Origin of the sequence: Methylobacterium sp. OAE515, assembly GCF_041806315.1 — a bacterium.
Classification (GTDB): Bacteria; Pseudomonadota; Alphaproteobacteria; order Rhizobiales; family Beijerinckiaceae; genus Methylobacterium; species Methylobacterium tardum.
In genome coordinates this window covers 492,250-507,461 of record NZ_JBGMUV010000001.1, presented here as the reverse complement: position 1 = coordinate 507,461, position 15,212 = coordinate 492,250, and the positions used below count along the sequence as shown (strand labels likewise).

Here is a 15,212-nt window from a genome sequence, read left to right as displayed (position 1 = left end):
AACCCAGACAGCGCCATGCCGGCCGGCCGCGCGCCGCCCTGGGTCGCTTCGCTGCGCTCGCCATGACGGCGGGGCAATCGCGCTCATGACCGCCTCACACCGCCAGATGGTCGATGACGCGGGCCGGCGCGTCCGGCGCCTTGGCGTCGCCGCTGTCGACGATCTCGCCGAGCTTGAGCACCGCGTAGCGGTCGGCCAGCCCCAGCGCGAAGGCGACGTGCTGCTCCACCACCAGCATGGATACGCCCGCATCCCGCTCGGCCTGGAGGACGGCGCGCAGGCGCTCGACCATCGAGGGCTGCACGCCCTCGGAGATCTCGTCGATCAGCAGCAGGCGCGGGCGCAGCATCAGGGCGCGCCCGAGGATCAGCATCTTCTGCTCGCCGCCCGAGAGCGTGCCGGCGCGCTGGGCGAGGCGGTCCTTCAGGAACGGGAAATGGCCGAACAGCCGCTCCAGGGCCTCCGGCAGGAGCCGGTCCGACGGCACCGCGAGGCGCAGGTTGTCGCGGATCGACAGGTCCTGGAACAGGGGCTGCTCCTGCGGCGCGTAGCCGACGCCGAGCGCCACGAGGCGGGCGGGCGACAGGCCGGCGAGCGCCTGGCCCCCGATCGTGACCGCGCCGCCCCGCAGGGCCACCATCCCCAGGATGGTCTTGAGCAGGGTGGTCTTGCCCATGCCGTTCTTGCCGAGCAGGGCGACGATCTCGCCCGGCTGCACCGACAGGGACACGTCCTTCAGGATCGCGATGGCTCCATAGCCGCTCGACACCCGCTCGAGGGCGAGCGCGGCTCCGGTCGGCTCGCTCCGCCGTGCTGCCTCAGCCATGGGCGCCTCCCGAATAGATGGTCCGGACCAGCTCCGAGCCGACGACGTCCTCGACCGTGCCGTCGAGGACGAGCCGCCCCTGGTGCAGCACGACGATGCGCGAGGAGATCTCGCGCACGAAGTCGAGGTCGTGCTCGACCAGCACGGCGGCGATCCCGCTCTCGGCCGTGAGCGCCCGGAGCACGGTCCCGATGGTGGTGCGCTCGCCCTTGGTCAGGCCGGCGGTGGGCTCGTCCAGCAGGATCAGCTGCGGCTCGAGCGCCACCACCATGGCGAGTTCGAGCGCCTGCTTCTGACCGTGGGACAACAGGCGCGTCGGCTGCGTCAGCAGGTGATCGAGGCCGGTCATCCGCAGCACGTCGAGGGCGGCCTTGGGCAGGCCCAGCGTCGCGGCCTGACCGACCGGGCTCAGGCCGTCATGCGGCGCCCGGGCGAGCCGCAGGCAGTCGGCCACCGACAGGCTCTCGAACACGCTGGCGACCTGGAACTTGCGCCCGACGCCGAGGCCGACGACGCGGTTCGGCGTCAGCCCCTTGATCGGGGTTCCACCGATCGCGATCGATCCCGTGAACGGCTCGGTGCCGTCGCTGAGACAGCGCATCAGCGTGGTCTTGCCGGCGCCGTTAGGGCCGACAAGGCTGACGAGCTCGCCCGCCCGGATCTCCAGGTCGATGGCCTCCAGCACCGTCAGGCTGCCATAGGCCTTGGCGAGTCCCGCGACCTTGAGGATCGGGCCGTCCGCTGCGGCCGCGATTCCGGCCTGCCGCGCCACCAGGGCGGGGGCGACGCGGCCCGACCGGCCGAACGGCAGCGCCCGCCACAGGCGGCCGACCAGGTCGGCCAATCCGCCGGGCAGCAGGATGATGATGACCACGAAGGCCGTGCCCAGCAGGAGCTGCCACAGGAACGGCAGGTCGCCCGAGAGGTTCGCCGCGAGGTAGTCGATGGCGACCGTGCCCAGCACCGGGCCGAGCAGCGTGCCGCGGCCGCCGAGCGCCACCCAGATCACCAGCTCGGTCCCGAACAGGAAGCCGGCATTCTCCGGGGCGACGACCCCCGACGCGTTGGCGAACAGGAAGCCCGCGAGGCCGGCGACGGCGGCGAGCGCAGCGGTCAGCAGGATCTGCAGGCGGCGGGGGTTGAGGCCGAGATAGGCGCAGCGCGCCTCGTTGTCGCGCACGGCCACGAGGGCGCGGCCCCGATCCGAGCGCACCAGGATCCAGGCCGCCAGCGTGACGACGATCAGGAACAGGGCCGCGAGGCGGAAATAGCCCTCGATCTCGAACGGCAGCACGTCGAAGCCGACGAGGCCGCTGCTGGAGCCGGTCCATTCGCCGCCCGAGTAGATGAGCTGCACCACCACGATCGGGACGACGAGCGAGATCACCGAGGCGTAGAGCGGCGTCGAGCGGTGGTAGAACGACAGCCACCCGACCGCGAGACCGAGCAGGGCCGGCGCGACGAGCGCGGCCGCGACCGCCGCGGCGATCCCGAGCGGCGTCGCCCCATAGGCAGTGAGGATCATCGCGGTGGCGTAGGCGCCGATGCCGAAGAACGCCGCCTGCCCGAAGGTCAGGATCCCGGCGAAGCCCCAGAGCAGATCGACCGTGACCGCCAGCACCGCGTAGATCATCGACCGGGTCAGGACGTTGACCGCGAAGGTGTCGAGGAAGAGCGGCGCGATCCAGAGGGCGAGCGCCGCCAGCGTCGCGACCACGAAGGGCGCGGCCCGCGCGAGGCGCGGCCGCCCGCGGGGAGGCGCGGCGACGCGCGCGGCGACGGGGACGGTCTCAAGCACGGGAGAAACCTTTCGGGCTGATCCGCAGCACGAGGGCGGCCAGCACCGCGATGGCGATGCTGCCCAGGATCGGGCTCACGAAGGTGCTGATCAGGACCTGCACGGCCCCGAAGACCAGGCAGGCCGCCGCGAGCGCCAGGTACGAGGCGTCGGCGACCATCACCAGCATGAAGGCGCCGATCAGCCAGGAGACGCCCATGCTCGGGTCGACGCTGGTGAGCGGCGTCAGCAGGACGCCCGCCAGCGCCGCCAGGCCGGCGCCGATCATGAACACCACGAGGCGCACGCGGCCCGTGTCGATGCCGAGGCTGCGCGCCAGGGTCTCGTTCATGATCACCGCCCGGGCCGAGAGCCCGAGCCGGGTTCGCTCGATGGTCAGCGCGAACAGCGCGCCGATGACCAGCGCGATGCCCAAAGCCACGAGCCGGTAGGCGGAGTAATCGACGCCGAGAAGCTCGACGGTGCCCGAGAGCAGGTTCGGGGTGAGCTGGACGTCGCGGCCGAAGCCCAGGGTGATGAGCTGCCCGACCACGATGCCGAGCCCCCAGGTGGCGAGGATCGCGTCGAGCGGCCTGCGGTAGAGCGGGCGGATGATGAAGTGCTCGGCCAGCCCGCCGAGCAGGGCGCCGACCACGAAGGCCAGCGGCAGCGCCGCCCAGGGATTGAGCCCGAGCTTGGCGGTGACCACCGCGCAATAGGCGCCGACCGTCAGCCACGCCCCGTGGGCGAAGTTGATGATCTTGAGCACGCCGAAGATCGCCAGCAGGCCGATCGAGACCACGAACAGGATCGCCGCGGTGGTCAGGATGTCGAGGGTGAGCAGCATCGGGGCTCCGATCGGGACGAGGGCGGGACGCGAGAGGCCTTCAGGATTGCGCGGCCGGCTCCTGCGACAGCCCGGTCATTCCGGGTCGCCGCAGGCGAGCCCGGACCCGGAGGGGCACGCCGAAGGCGAGCAATCCAGGGCCGCCCAGGTGGTCGGATCGACCTGCGGCACTCCGGTTACGGCCGTGGTTCTGGATTCCGGGCTCTCGCCTGCGGCGAGCCCCGGAATGACGCTCCTCACAGCGGAACCTGGAGCCGGAGGCCGCGCGCCTCCCCTTATTGCAGCTTCGGGCATTGCTCGCCGGGATCGACGTCCTTGAAGGTCCCGGCGACCTTCACCGACCCGTCCGCCTGGATCTGGCCGAGATACATGGTCAGCGGCGCGTGGTGCTGCTTGCTCATGCGGATCGTGCCTCGCGGCCCGGTGACGCTCACCGTCGGCAGCGCCTCCAGCACCTTGGCGGTCTCGGTGCCGCCCGCCTTCTCGACCGCGGCCTTGTACAGGTAGATCGCCTCGTATTCCGGCACCGAGAGGTCGTTCGGGGTGCGCAGCTCCGCGCCGAACTTCTTCTTCATCGCCGCCAGGAAGGTCTTATTCTCCGGGCTGTCGATCCCGGTGACGTAGGAGGCCGAGAGGTAGACGCCCTCGGCATCGGCACCCATGCTCTTGGCGGTGCCCTCGTCCAGGGCGAGGTTGGCGAAGGGCAGCGTCACGCCCGCGCCGCGCAGCTGCTTGGTCAGCGTGACGTTCGGCGCGCCGCCGGCGGTCGAGGTGATCAGCGCGTCGGGCTTGGCCTCCTTCAGCTTGGAGATGATCGCCGTCCAGTCGCTGCCGTCCATCGGCAGGTATTCCTCGCCCAAAACCTTGCCGCCGGTCTTCTCGACGTAGCCCTTGGCGAAGCCCAGCATGCCGCGGCCGAAGGCGTAGTCGCTGCCGATCAGGAAGTAGGTCTTGGCGCCCTTCGCCTTGAAGGCGTCGACCACCGGCGGAACCTGCTGCTCCGGCACCCAGGCGTCCACGAACATGTTCTTGTTGCAGGAATGGCCCTCGTAGAACGAGGTGTAGATGTACGGCACCTTGCCCTTGGTGACGGCGGGCAGGCCGGCGTTGCGGGCCGCGCTCGTCTCCATCGAGATCAGGACGTCGACCTTCTTCTGGTAGATCAGGCTGTCGAAGGCCTTCTGGGCGCCGGCCGCGCCGGAGGCGTCGTCGGCCACCTCCAGGGCGAGCTTGCGGCCGAGCACGCCGCCCTGGGCGTTGATCTCCTCCACGGCGAGTTCGGCCGACTGCACCACCGACGGCGCGACGACGCTGTTGGCGCCCGACAGGCCGATCGGGATGCCGATGACGATCGGCTTGCCGTCTGCGGCCTGCGCGGCCGAGGCGGCGAGGGCGAGCGTCGCGGCGCCGACGAGGGACCATTTCACCATGAGCGGACTCCTTGGATAACGACGGGGCGAGGCGGGATCAGCCGTAGATGTCGGTGCGGCGGTCGCGCAGGAGGGAATTGAACGCGTTCAGGTCCTTGCGGCCGGCCGCGTCGAGGTCGACCAGCGCCGAGAGGGTCTCGGTCCGGTCGCGGCTCGCCGGGCCGGCGAGCGGCCAGCCCTTCGGTCCGATGATCAGGCTCTGGCCCTCGAAGGGCTGGCCGCGCTCGATTCCGACCCGGTCGGCGCAGGCGATGAAGAGGCCGTTCGTGTGGGCGGCGGCCCGATGCAGGGTGTTGGCCATGGCGGCCTCGCCCTCGGGCTGATCCGGCATCGGCACCCAGTTGGTCGGGATGCAGACGATCTCGGCGCCGCCGAGCGCCAGCTGGCGGAAGGTCTCGGGGAACCAGCCGTCGTAGCAGATCGCCACGCCGACCTTGCCGAGGGCGGTGTCGAAGACCGGAAAGCCAAGGTCGCCCCTGGCGAAGAACACGTTCTCCTGGTCCCAGAGATGGGCCTTGCGGTAGGTGCCGATGTAGCCCTCCGGTCCGACGATCACGGCGGCGTTGTAGAGGGTGTCGCCCGCGGATTCGGCGATCCCCGCCACGATGTGGACGCCGAGTTCCGCGGCGAGCGCCACCCAGGCCCTGGTGGTCGGGCCGTCCGGCACCGGCTCGGCCAGCGCGGCGGCCTCCGCGGCGGATTCGAACACGTAGCCGGTGCTGGCGAGTTCGGGCAGCACGATCAGCCGGCTGCCCGCGGCGGCGGCCGCGCGGACGAGATCCGACGCGCGCGCCATGTTGGCGTCGATGGCGCCGAAGATCGGCTCGAACTGGATACAGGACACCCGGATGGGCGGGCGCGCAGGATCGTTCGCTTGGATCATGAAAGCTCCAAAACGCAAAAAGCCCCTGGGCGCGGAAACAATCATCCGCGAACCAGAGGCTTCAAAGCCGAGATGTAGTGCAGCAATCCTGCTGCGGGGCAACCTTGCCCGATAAGACTACGATACGCGTCGCAAGACGGACCGCAAGACCATAAATGCGGCAGGCTGCTGCGATCAGGTCTTTTCCGCCAACGCGATGCGCAGGCCGAGACCGCTCATCGCCTCGTGCGCCGCCACCACGCTCTCGGCGACGCTCGCCATCGGCACGCGGGAGGCGGTGGCCCGGTCCCTGAGCATCTTGTAAGCGGCGTCCTCGTCGATCCGGTTGAGGTCCACGAGCAGCCGGACCGCCTTCTCGACGGTGCGGCGGCCCTTCATGGTCTCCTCCAGACGGTTGATCTTGCTGATCAGCCGGCCCTCGTAGCCGCGCCGGTAGCGGGCCAGGGCGAACTGGGTGAGCACGCCGCGCGGATGGAGCGGCTTGTTGAGCACGCCGTGGGCGTTGACGTCGGCGATCGCCTTCAGGGAGGTCGGGCTCTCGTAGGCGACGATGGCGATGACGGCGGGTTCGATCTCCTCGATCGACGGCAGGAGGTGCATCACCTGCGCGTCGTCGAGCTGGATGAACAGCGTGTCGATGTCGGGCGGCAGCGCGGCGGGCGGCGGCCAGGCGAGCGAGACCGCGCAGCCGAGGCGGCGCAGCTGCTCGAGGAGCGCGGCGCCCTCCTCGTCCCGGGGGTGGATGACGAGGGCGCGAGCCCGCCGCAGGTCGTCCAGGATCTTGCGGGCTGGCGCGGTCACGCGGCCATCCCCTCGTCCAGCCAGTTCGTCTCGAAGCGGGACCATGCGAGGTAGGGATCGGGCCGCACCGGCCGGCGCGCCCGCCAGACGACGTCGAACTGCCCGTCGCTGCGGGCGACCCCGATGCCGGGGGTGAGCCAGATGTGCCGCGTCTCACCGTCGAAGGCGAGCTCGCCCTCCGGTGCCGCAATCCGCTGCCGCAGGGCCGCCGCGCCGAGGCGCTCGGCGTCGAGGGTTCCGGCCTCCGTGAGCGCCCGGGCGAAGAGGTGGACCTGCGCGTAGGCCGTCTCCGACCACATGCTGGTCGGCCGCTCGGCCCCGAACCGGGCCTGGAAGGCATCCACGAAGCGCCGGTTGGCGTCGCCCGCGAGCGCCGAGAAATAGGAGGCCGCGAGGACATGGCCGCTGCAGAGTTCGGGGCCGATCGCGCGGATCTGCCCCTCCGCGAGGGTCAGGCTGGCGATCGGGCAGCGGGTCCGGTCGATTCCGGATCCAGCATAGGCGCGGTAGAGGCGCTCGGCGCCGCGCCCGACCACGGTCGAGAACACCGCGTCCGGCGCGGCGTGGCGGATCTCGGTGATCATCGCGGCGTGGGCGGCGTCGTCCGCGTCGAGGGGCGCGTAGAGCTCGCCGACGATGGCGCCGCCCTTGGCCTCGATGAGGTCGCGCATCACCCGGTTCGACTCGCGCGGGTAGATGTAGTCCGATCCGATCAGGAAGATCCGCGGGCCGTGCTCTTGGAGGAGGTAGTCGGCGAGGGCGAAGACGTTCTGGTTGAGGGTCGCGCCGGTGTAGACGATGTTCTCCGAGTACTCGAAGCCCTCGTAGATCGACGGGTACCAGAGCAGCCCGTTGTGCCGCTCCACGGTCGACAGCACCGACTTGCGGCTGGCCGAGAGCGAGCAGCCGAACACCACCTCGGCCCCATCCTCGGCGAGCATCCGGCGGGCGTAGGCGCGGTAGGCGTCGTTGTCGCCGGCCGGATCGTAGCAGATCGGCGCGATCGGGCGCCCGAGCACGCCGCCCGCCGTGTTGATCTCCTCGATCGCCAGGGCGGTGCCGAGGAAATGCTCGGTCTCGGTGATGCCGCTGACGCCGCTGCGGGAAAACAGGACGCCGACGCGCCAAGTCGCTTCGTCCCGGCCTGGCATGGCATCCTCGCGGTGCTGTGGCGGTCCGCCCAGCATTCCGCTGCGCGCAGCCCCGTCCTATCGCAGGCGCGGCGATCTTGGGAAGCAAGCCGCCTTGGCGGCAACGGTGGTGGCGTGCGGCCGGATCACGCTGGCTTCTGCCCGCCGTCAGGCGTCGCGCCACTCCGAGAACGTCGCGGCCTGGCCGACGATGACGCCGTCGCGGTCGAGCTGCCAGACCACCGCCCGCTCGATCCAGAACCGCCGTCCGTCCTTGGCGATGCGCAGGCCGCGATAGCCGCGGCTGAAGCCGTCCCGGGTGACCGCGTCGAGGAGCCGTTGCCGCTCGGCGCGCTCGGGCGCCTCCGCCGAAAGCCGTGACGGCAGGCCGACGAGTTCCGCCCGCGTGTAGCCGAAGCAGGCCTGGGCGGCCCGGTTGGCGTAGACGAAGCGCGGATCCGTGCCGCCATCGTGGGCGAGGACCACGAAGGGTGCCTGCCCGTAGAGCCACGCCGCGTCCGCCCCGTCCGGCACGAGAGCTTCACCGAGCCGCCGGGCGTAGCTGCCGGTGAGCACGGCGAAAAAGTCGGGATCGTGCGAGAGGTCGCTCATGGCGGCCTTCTTGGCCGGAACCGCGCCGATTCGCATGTGCGGTAGCGCAAGGCTGCCGCACGGTCCCGCTCGGACCGCGGCCCGTCTCGGCCCCGGGCCGCTCGAGCCCCGCGTGCGGGCTGCCGGATTCACGGTTCTATGCCGGAACAGGGGGCGGCCTGGGCCGCATCTCTCCCACCCCGCAGAGAAGGCGAGGGCGCGCCGCATCGGAAGTGTCAATCCGGTCAAAGGACACGAGGAGAGGCGGCCTCGGCCGGAGGTGCGTAAACATCCTCGTTGCGCAAGCGGGCGCATCGGCCGACCCACGATGTGTCAGGACACGATCGGCACGGCAGTGTTCGAAAGATTGAAATGAATTTTATTCGACAAACGCGCGCTGCTAATAAAAACAGATTTGGTCTAGTCGTCCGAAGGGTATCTCAATCCTGAGTAGAACTTGAATTATCGCAGACGCAAAATGCTCGTCCGGTCATCTGCCCTATTTCGGGTGCCGCAAGTCGCCGCTCTGCTGAGCGGGATCGAGTCCGAACGGATTAGGCACTGGGTTCGGGTGTGCATGATCTCATCGTCATGATACCTGGGCTACGATCGCCAGTATGGGGATTGCGCGCCATCGGGCTCCGGACAAGGAAGTCCCGGCCCGGCGCCGTTCCCGGCGATCCGAGCATGGCATCGGAGAGGTGGGACGCGCATGGATCCAGAAGGATCCGAACGGGAGCCGGATAGCGTGCCGGAGCAAGCGGGCCGACCGCTGCGGATTCTCGCCGTGGCGGTTCAGAAGGGCGGCACCGGCAAGACCACGCTGGCGGCGTCCTTGGCCATTGCCGCCGCGGAGGCCGGCGAGCACGTCACCGCCCTCGACCTCGATCCCCAGGGCTCGCTGGCCGGCTGGGGCGCCCTGAGACGGGACGATTCCGTCGCGGTCGACCGGGTCCAGCCCTGGGAAATGGGCCAGCTCCCGGAGATCCTGGGCATCCTCGCCGAGCAGGGCACGACGCTCGCGGTGCTCGACACCGCCGGCAGCTCCGCCGGGCTCGCGCCCGCCCTGAAGGATGCCGACTTCGTGCTGATGCCGGTCCGCCCCTCCCGGCTCGACATCGTGGCTGCCCGGCCGACGCTCCAGGCGCTCGTCGGCCTCGGCCTGCGGGAGCGGCTGGCCATGGTGCTGAACCAGTGCCCGCCGCCGCCCTCGCCGCGCACCGGCGCCTACGCGGCGCAACTGCGGGCGCTGGGCGTGCTGGCCGAGCCCGGGATCATCCACCGGGTCGACCACCAGGACGCCCTGGCGACCGGGCTCGGCGTCACGGAATTCGCCCCTGGCAGCCCGGCCGCCGAGGAGGTCCGGGCCCTCTGGGCCTGGATCGACGGGAAGATGCGGGCGGCTCCCGCCCGCTGAGATCAGCCCTCCGCCGCGATCAGCCTTGGCCGAGGGCCGCGAGGATCCGCGCCCAGGAGCGCGTGCCCTTGTGGAAGCTCGTCAGGTCGTACTTCTCGTTGGGCGAGTGGATGCGGTCATCGTCGAGGCCGAAGCCGATCAGCAGGGTGTCGCGCCCGAGGATCCGCTTGAAGTCGCCAACGATCGGGATCGAGCCGCCGGCGCCGACGGTGACGGCCGGCACGCCCCACTCGTCCTGCAGCGCCGCCTTGGCGGCCTCGAGCTGCGGCATGTCGAACGGTAGGCTGATCGCCCGCGAGCCCTTGTAGGTGATGACTTCGACCTGGCAGTCCGAAGGCACCCGCGCGCGCACGAAGGCCTCGAAGCTCTCGGCGAGCCGCTTCGGATCCTGGTCGTCCACGAGGCGGAACGAGACCTTGGCGGAGGCGGTGGAGGCGATCACCGTCTTGGTGCCCTCGCCGGTATAGCCGCCGATGATGCCGTTGGCGTCGCAGGACGGGCGCGACTGCACCAGCTCGATCGGCATCCGGCCGCGCTCGCCCGCGGGCTCCTTGAGGCCGATCGGGCCGAGCAGCGTCTCCGGGGTCAGGCCGAGGCCGCGCCACTGCTCCAGCACCTCCGGCGGGCGCTCATGGACGCCCTCGTAGAAGCCCGGGATCGTGACCCGCCCGTCGGCGTCGTGCAGGTCGGCGATGATCTTCGACAGAACGTGGATCGGGTTGCGCGCCGCGCCCCCGAAGAAGCCGGAATGCAGGTCGCGGTCGGCGCAGGTGACCTTCACCTCGAAATAGGCGAGCCCGCGCAGCGACGACGTGATGGCCGGGGTCTTCCGGTCCCACATGCCGGTGTCGCAGACGAGCACCACGTCGCAGCCGAGCCTTTCGCGATTGGCCGCGACCCATTCGGGCAGGCCTTGTGATCCGCTCTCCTCGGCGCCCTCGATCAGGATCGTGACGCCGCAGGGCAGCTCGCCGTGCATGGCGATGTAGGCCCGGCAGGCTTCGACGAAGGTCATCACTTGACCCTTGTCGTCGGAGGCGCCGCGCCCGACGATCTTCTTGCCGCCCTGGCCGTCGTTGGCGATGTGCGGCTCGAAGGGCGGCGTCTTCCACAGGTCGAGGGGATCGACCGGCTGCACGTCGTAATGGCCGTAGAACAGGACGTGCGGTGCGCCGGGCTTCGGCTTGTGGGCCAGGACCACCGGGTGAAGCGAGGTCTCCTCCACGGAGGTCTCGAAGCCCAGCGCGGTCAGGTCCTGGGCGAGCCAGGCGGCGGCCTCGCGGCAATGCCCGGCATAGGCCGGATCGGTGGAGATCGACGGGATCCGCAGGAAGGCGAACAGCCGCTCCAGGGCGTTCTCCAGATCCGTGTCGATGTCGTTGAGGATCGCGTCGAGCGCGGCCATCGGGGGCTCCGGGGTGCGGCGTGGATTCTGCGGGGACGAGCGTTACCCGAGGCACAGCCGGCGCGGCAATGTCCGATCTTCGACGCCCGGTCCGCCGGAGGCCTGCGACGCGCGCCAAGCGGAACAGGGACAGATTGGAATGGTTATCGACGGAATGGCCGGCCGGCACGCGCGCCGCCCCCGTCGCCGCTCCCTCTGCTCCTCGCCCGGCCCCGGCCGGCTCAGACCGTGGACGACACCATGCGCCTCGAGACACAGCCGCCCGTGTCGGCGGACACGCCCATCGGCATCACGCTCACGATCAACGGGCAGCGGCGCGAGCTCCAGGTCGCCCCCTGGACCACGCTGCTCGACCTGCTGCGCGAGCGCCTCGACCTGACCGGCACCAAGAAGGGCTGCGACCACGGCCAGTGCGGCGCCTGCACGGTGCTGGTGAACGGCACCCGGGTGAATTCCTGCCTGACCCTCGCCGTGATGAAGGACGGCGCCGAGATCACCACGGTCGAGGGCCTGGCCAGCCTCGGCGACCGGGCGGGCAGCAACGCCCTCCACCCGATCCAGGAGGCGTTCATCGAGCACGACGCCTTCCAGTGCGGCTACTGCACGCCGGGCCAGCTCTGCTCGTCGGTCGGGCTGATGAACGAGGGCCACGCCCACACCCGCGACGAGATCCGCGAGGCGATGAGCGGCAACATCTGCCGCTGCGGCGCCTACACCAACATCGTCGACGCCATCGAGGACGTCATGCAGGGAGGCGCCCGATGAACCGCTTCGATTACGTCCGCGCCGGCACGGTGGCGGAGGCGGTGCAGGCTTTCGGGGCGGGTGCGCGCTTCATCGCCGGCGGCACCAACCTGATCGACCTGATGAAGTACGAGGTCGAGAAGCCCGGCCGGCTGATCGACATCACCCGCCTGCCCCTCGACCAGATCGAGGACCATGCGGGCGGCCTCCGGATCGGGGCGCTCGCGACCAACGCCAAGGTGGCCTACGACGAAAGGGTCACGGCGCGTTATCCGCTGCTGCGCAACGCCATCCTGGCCGGCGCCTCGGCCCAGCTGCGCAACGCCGCCTCGACCGGCGGCAACCTGCTCCAGCGGACCCGCTGCTACTATTTCTACGACGTGGCCACGCCCTGCAACAAGCGCGAGCCTGGCTCCGGCTGCTCGGCGATCGGCGGGATGACCCGCATCCACGCGATCTTCGGGACAAGCGAGCACTGCATCGCGACCCACCCCTCCGACATGTGCATCGCGCTCGCCGCCCTGGAGGCGACCGTGCAGGTGAGCGGGCCGCAGGGCGACCGGTCGATTCCGTTCTCGGAGTTCCACCGCCTGCCGGGCGATACGCGCGGAGAAGGACACCAACCTCGCCCCCGGCGAGATCATCGTCTCGGTCGACCTGCCGGAGAGCCGCTTCCCGCAGCACTTCACCTATCTGAAGCTGCGCGACCGGCTGTCCTACGCCTTCGCGCTGGTTTCGGTGGCGGCGGCCCTGGAGCTTGACGGCGACACGGTGAAGACCGCGCGGCTGGCGCTCGGCGGCGTCGCCCACAAGCCCTGGCGCAACCGGGACGCCGAGGCCCTGCTGGAGGGCAAGCCCGCGAACCGCGAGAGCTTCCAGGCGGCGGCCGACCTGATCGTCGCCGAGGCGAAGCCCCAGGCGACCAACGGCTTCAAGATCGATCTCGCCCGGCGGGCCATCGTGCGCGGCCTCGAACAGGCCGCCGCCGGCACGCCTCAGTCGCTCAGCGACAAGCGCATCCAGTAGGTCCCGCCATGACCCAGACCTTCAGCTCCACCGGCCACGACACCTTCGTCGGCAGCCCGCGCAGCCGGATCGACGGCCCCGCCAAGGTGACCGGGCTCGCCAAATACGCGGGCGAGTTCGCGGCGCCCGACCTCGCCTACGGCGTCGTCGTATCGAGTGCGATCGCCAAGGGCCGGATCACGGTCATCGATTCCGCCGCGGCCGAGGCCGTGCCGGGCGTCCTCAAGGTCATCACGCACGAGAATCGGCCGCGCACCGCGTGGCGGGACAAGAACTTCCAGGATCAGGTGGCGCCCCCTGGCTCGCCGTTCCGCGCCCTCTACGACGACCTGATCGTGTTCAGCGGCCAGCCGGTCGCCCTGGTGGTGGCCGAGGATTTCGAGACCGCGCGCTACGCCGCCTCCCTGGTGCGGGTGAGCTACGAGACCCAGGAGCCCGGGACCGATCTGGGGGCCCTGCGTGGCACCGCCTACGAGCCGCCCTACAAGCGCACGGGCATCAAGCCGCCGCCGGAGCCCTGGGGCGACGCCGACCAGGCCTTCGGCAGCGCGCCGATCCGCGTCCAGGGCGCCTACAGCCTCGCCGACGAGCACCACAACCCGATGGAGCCGCACGCCTCCACGGTGGTGGTGGAACAGGACGGCACCTACACGGTCTACGACAAGATTCAGGGCGTCTCGAACAGCCACCAGTACTTGACCAACGTGTTCGGCCTGAAGCCCGATCACGTGCGGGTGCTCAACCCATATCTGGGCGGCGGCTTTGGCTCGGGCCTGCGCCCGCAATACCAGCTGTTCCTGGCGATGCTGGCCGCTCAGGAGCTGAAGCGTTCGGTCCGCGTGACCCTGACTCGCGACCAGCTGTGGAGCTTCACCTACCGGTCCGAGGCGCTGCAGACGATCGCGCTGGGCGCCGAGCCGGACGGCACGCTGACGGCGCTCCGGCACGACGCCGTCCAGGGCACCTCGCAATACGAGGATTACCAGGAGGTCGTCGTCAACTGGTCGGGCGTCCTCTACCGTTGCGACAACGTCGCCCTGGGCTACCGGCTGGTGAAGCTCGACACGCCGACCCCCGGCGACATGCGCGCCCCCGGCGCGGTCACCGGCGTCTTCGCCATCGAGACCGCGATGGACGAACTCGCCTACGCGACCGGGCTCGATCCGATCGCCCTGCGGCTGAAGAACTACGCCGAATCCGACGCCACCGCGAAGGGCAAGCCGTTCGGCTCGAAGGAGCTGCGCCGCTGCTTCGAACTCGGCGCCGAGCGCTTCGGCTGGGCCAAGCGCAACCCCGAGCCGCGCGCCACGCGCGAGGGGCGGGAGCTGGTCGGCTGGGGCGTGGCCACCGGCATCTGGGAATCGATGATGATGCAGTCGAACGCCATCGCGACACTGACGCCCGACGGCCGGCTGACGGTGGGCAATTCAACCGGCGATATCGGCACCGGCACCTACACGATCCTCACCCAGATCGCCGCCGACACCCTCGGCCTGCCGATGGATGCGGTCACCACCAAGCTCGGCGACACCCGTCTGCCGGAAGCCCCGGTCGCGGGCGGATCCTGGACCGCGGCCTCCTCGGGCACCGCCGTGATGAAGGCGTGCCGCAACGTCGGCGCGCAGGTGTTCAAGCTCGCCCGCGGCCTAGAGAACTCGCCGCTCGCCAACGTCGATTTCGACCGGGCGGTGTTCTCGGATGGGCGCATCTCGGTGGCGGGCGATCCGAGCCGCAGCGTCTCGCTGATTGAGGTGCTGCAGGCCGCGGGCGTTGACAAGGTCGAGGCCGTCGAGGAGGCCGGGCCCGACAAGGACTTCAATCAGAAATACGAGGCCTACACCCACTCGGCGATCTTCGTGGAGGTGAAGGTCGACGAGGAACTGGGGCAGGTTCGGGTCACCCGGGTCGTCTCGGCGATCGCGGCCGGCAAGGTGCTGAACCCGAAGACCGCGCGCAGCCAGATCCTCGGCGGCGTGGTGATGGGGATCGGCTCGGCGCTGGAGGAGGAGTCGATGCTCGACCACCGCATCGGCCGGTTCATGAACCACAATCTCGGGGAGTACCATGTGCCGGTGAATGCCGACATCTACGACATCGACGTCATCTTCGTGGACGAGGAGGACAAGGCGAACCCGTTGGGCGTGAAGGGGCTCGGTGAGATCGGCATCGTCGGCGTCGCGGCGGCGATCACCAACGCGGTGTTCCACGCGACCGGCAAGCGGGTGCGCCACCTGCCGATCACGCCCGACAAGCTCCTGTGAACGGTGAATGTTTCACGGGAAACATTTACGGTCCGGCAAGGAGTCGATTGAAGGAGAGCCGCTGCGCCGGGCGT

The 15,212-nt window shown here is 70.1% G+C and carries 12 protein-coding genes and 1 pseudogene; 4 read left to right on the top strand and 9 right to left on the bottom strand.

The window, feature by feature from the left end; translation table 11 throughout:
- Nucleotides 1–94: 94 nt before the first annotated feature.
- The 8 genes from ABIE45_RS02470 to ABIE45_RS02435 all read right to left on the bottom strand — a co-directional run bounded on the left by ABIE45_RS02470 (nucleotide 95) and on the right by ABIE45_RS02435 (nucleotide 8,306).
- Nucleotides 95–826 carry an ABC transporter ATP-binding protein gene (locus tag ABIE45_RS02470; RefSeq protein WP_192710748.1) on the bottom strand — a complete coding sequence of 244 codons (732 nt, stop codon included), beginning with the start codon at nucleotides 824–826 and terminating at the stop codon, nucleotides 95–97.
- On the bottom strand, nucleotides 819–2,624 hold the full coding sequence (locus ABIE45_RS02465; protein WP_192710749.1) for an ATP-binding cassette domain-containing protein: 1,806 nt from the start codon (nucleotides 2,622–2,624) through the stop codon (nucleotides 819–821). Before ABIE45_RS02465 ends, ABIE45_RS02470 begins: the two co-directional genes overlap by 8 nt.
- The gene (locus tag ABIE45_RS02460; protein WP_192710750.1) at nucleotides 2,617–3,450 is read right to left on the bottom strand and encodes a branched-chain amino acid ABC transporter permease; all 834 of its coding nucleotides are present in this window, start codon (nucleotides 3,448–3,450) and stop codon (nucleotides 2,617–2,619) included. Before ABIE45_RS02460 ends, ABIE45_RS02465 begins: the two co-directional genes overlap by 8 nt.
- Nucleotides 3,451–3,725: 275 nt before the next feature.
- Complete coding sequence (locus ABIE45_RS02455; protein ID WP_192710751.1) at nucleotides 3,726–4,880, bottom strand: substrate-binding protein; 1,155 nt, start codon at nucleotides 4,878–4,880, stop codon at nucleotides 3,726–3,728.
- Nucleotides 4,881–4,917: 37 nt separating this feature from the next.
- Nucleotides 4,918–5,763: a nitrilase family protein gene (locus tag ABIE45_RS02450; protein ID WP_192710752.1), complete on the bottom strand. Its 846-nt coding sequence runs from the start codon at nucleotides 5,761–5,763 to the stop codon at nucleotides 4,918–4,920.
- A 174-nt stretch (nucleotides 5,764–5,937) separates the two neighbouring features.
- Nucleotides 5,938–6,564, bottom strand: coding sequence for an ANTAR domain-containing protein (locus ABIE45_RS02445; protein ID WP_192710753.1), 627 nt, complete (start codon nucleotides 6,562–6,564; stop codon nucleotides 5,938–5,940).
- Nucleotides 6,561–7,715, bottom strand: a complete 1,155-nt coding sequence (locus tag ABIE45_RS02440) for a transporter substrate-binding domain-containing protein (RefSeq protein ID WP_192710754.1) — start codon at nucleotides 7,713–7,715, stop codon at nucleotides 6,561–6,563. Before ABIE45_RS02440 ends, ABIE45_RS02445 begins: the two co-directional genes overlap by 4 nt.
- Before the next feature lie 147 nt (nucleotides 7,716–7,862).
- Nucleotides 7,863–8,306: an MEKHLA domain-containing protein gene (locus ABIE45_RS02435; protein WP_192710755.1), complete on the bottom strand. Its 444-nt coding sequence runs from the start codon at nucleotides 8,304–8,306 to the stop codon at nucleotides 7,863–7,865.
- Nucleotides 8,307–8,997: 691 nt separating this feature from the next.
- Here ABIE45_RS02435 and ABIE45_RS02430 point away from each other — a divergent pair.
- Nucleotides 8,998–9,702, top strand: a complete 705-nt coding sequence (locus ABIE45_RS02430) for a ParA family protein (protein WP_192710756.1) — start codon at nucleotides 8,998–9,000, stop codon at nucleotides 9,700–9,702.
- A 19-nt stretch (nucleotides 9,703–9,721) separates the two neighbouring features.
- On the opposite strand, the gene ABIE45_RS02425 is transcribed toward ABIE45_RS02430, so the two are convergent.
- A complete protein-coding gene (locus ABIE45_RS02425) occupies nucleotides 9,722–11,107 on the bottom strand; it encodes a M20/M25/M40 family metallo-hydrolase (RefSeq protein WP_192710757.1) in 1,386 nt (461 codons plus the stop codon).
- Nucleotides 11,108–11,347: 240 nt separating this feature from the next.
- Here ABIE45_RS02425 and ABIE45_RS02420 point away from each other — a divergent pair, with 240 nt between their 5' ends.
- The 3 genes and pseudogenes from ABIE45_RS02420 to ABIE45_RS02410 all read left to right on the top strand — a co-directional run bounded on the left by ABIE45_RS02420 (nucleotide 11,348) and on the right by ABIE45_RS02410 (nucleotide 15,138).
- On the top strand, nucleotides 11,348–11,872 hold the full coding sequence (locus tag ABIE45_RS02420; protein WP_192710758.1) for a (2Fe-2S)-binding protein: 525 nt from the start codon (nucleotides 11,348–11,350) through the stop codon (nucleotides 11,870–11,872).
- A pseudogene (locus tag ABIE45_RS02415) lies at nucleotides 11,869–12,877 on the top strand (xanthine dehydrogenase family protein subunit M). Before ABIE45_RS02420 ends, ABIE45_RS02415 begins: the two are co-directional and overlap by 4 nt.
- An 8-nt stretch (nucleotides 12,878–12,885) precedes the next feature.
- A complete protein-coding gene (locus ABIE45_RS02410; RefSeq protein ID WP_192710760.1) occupies nucleotides 12,886–15,138 on the top strand; it encodes a xanthine dehydrogenase family protein molybdopterin-binding subunit in 2,253 nt (750 codons plus the stop codon).
- The last annotated feature ends 74 nt before the right edge of the window (nucleotides 15,139–15,212 follow it).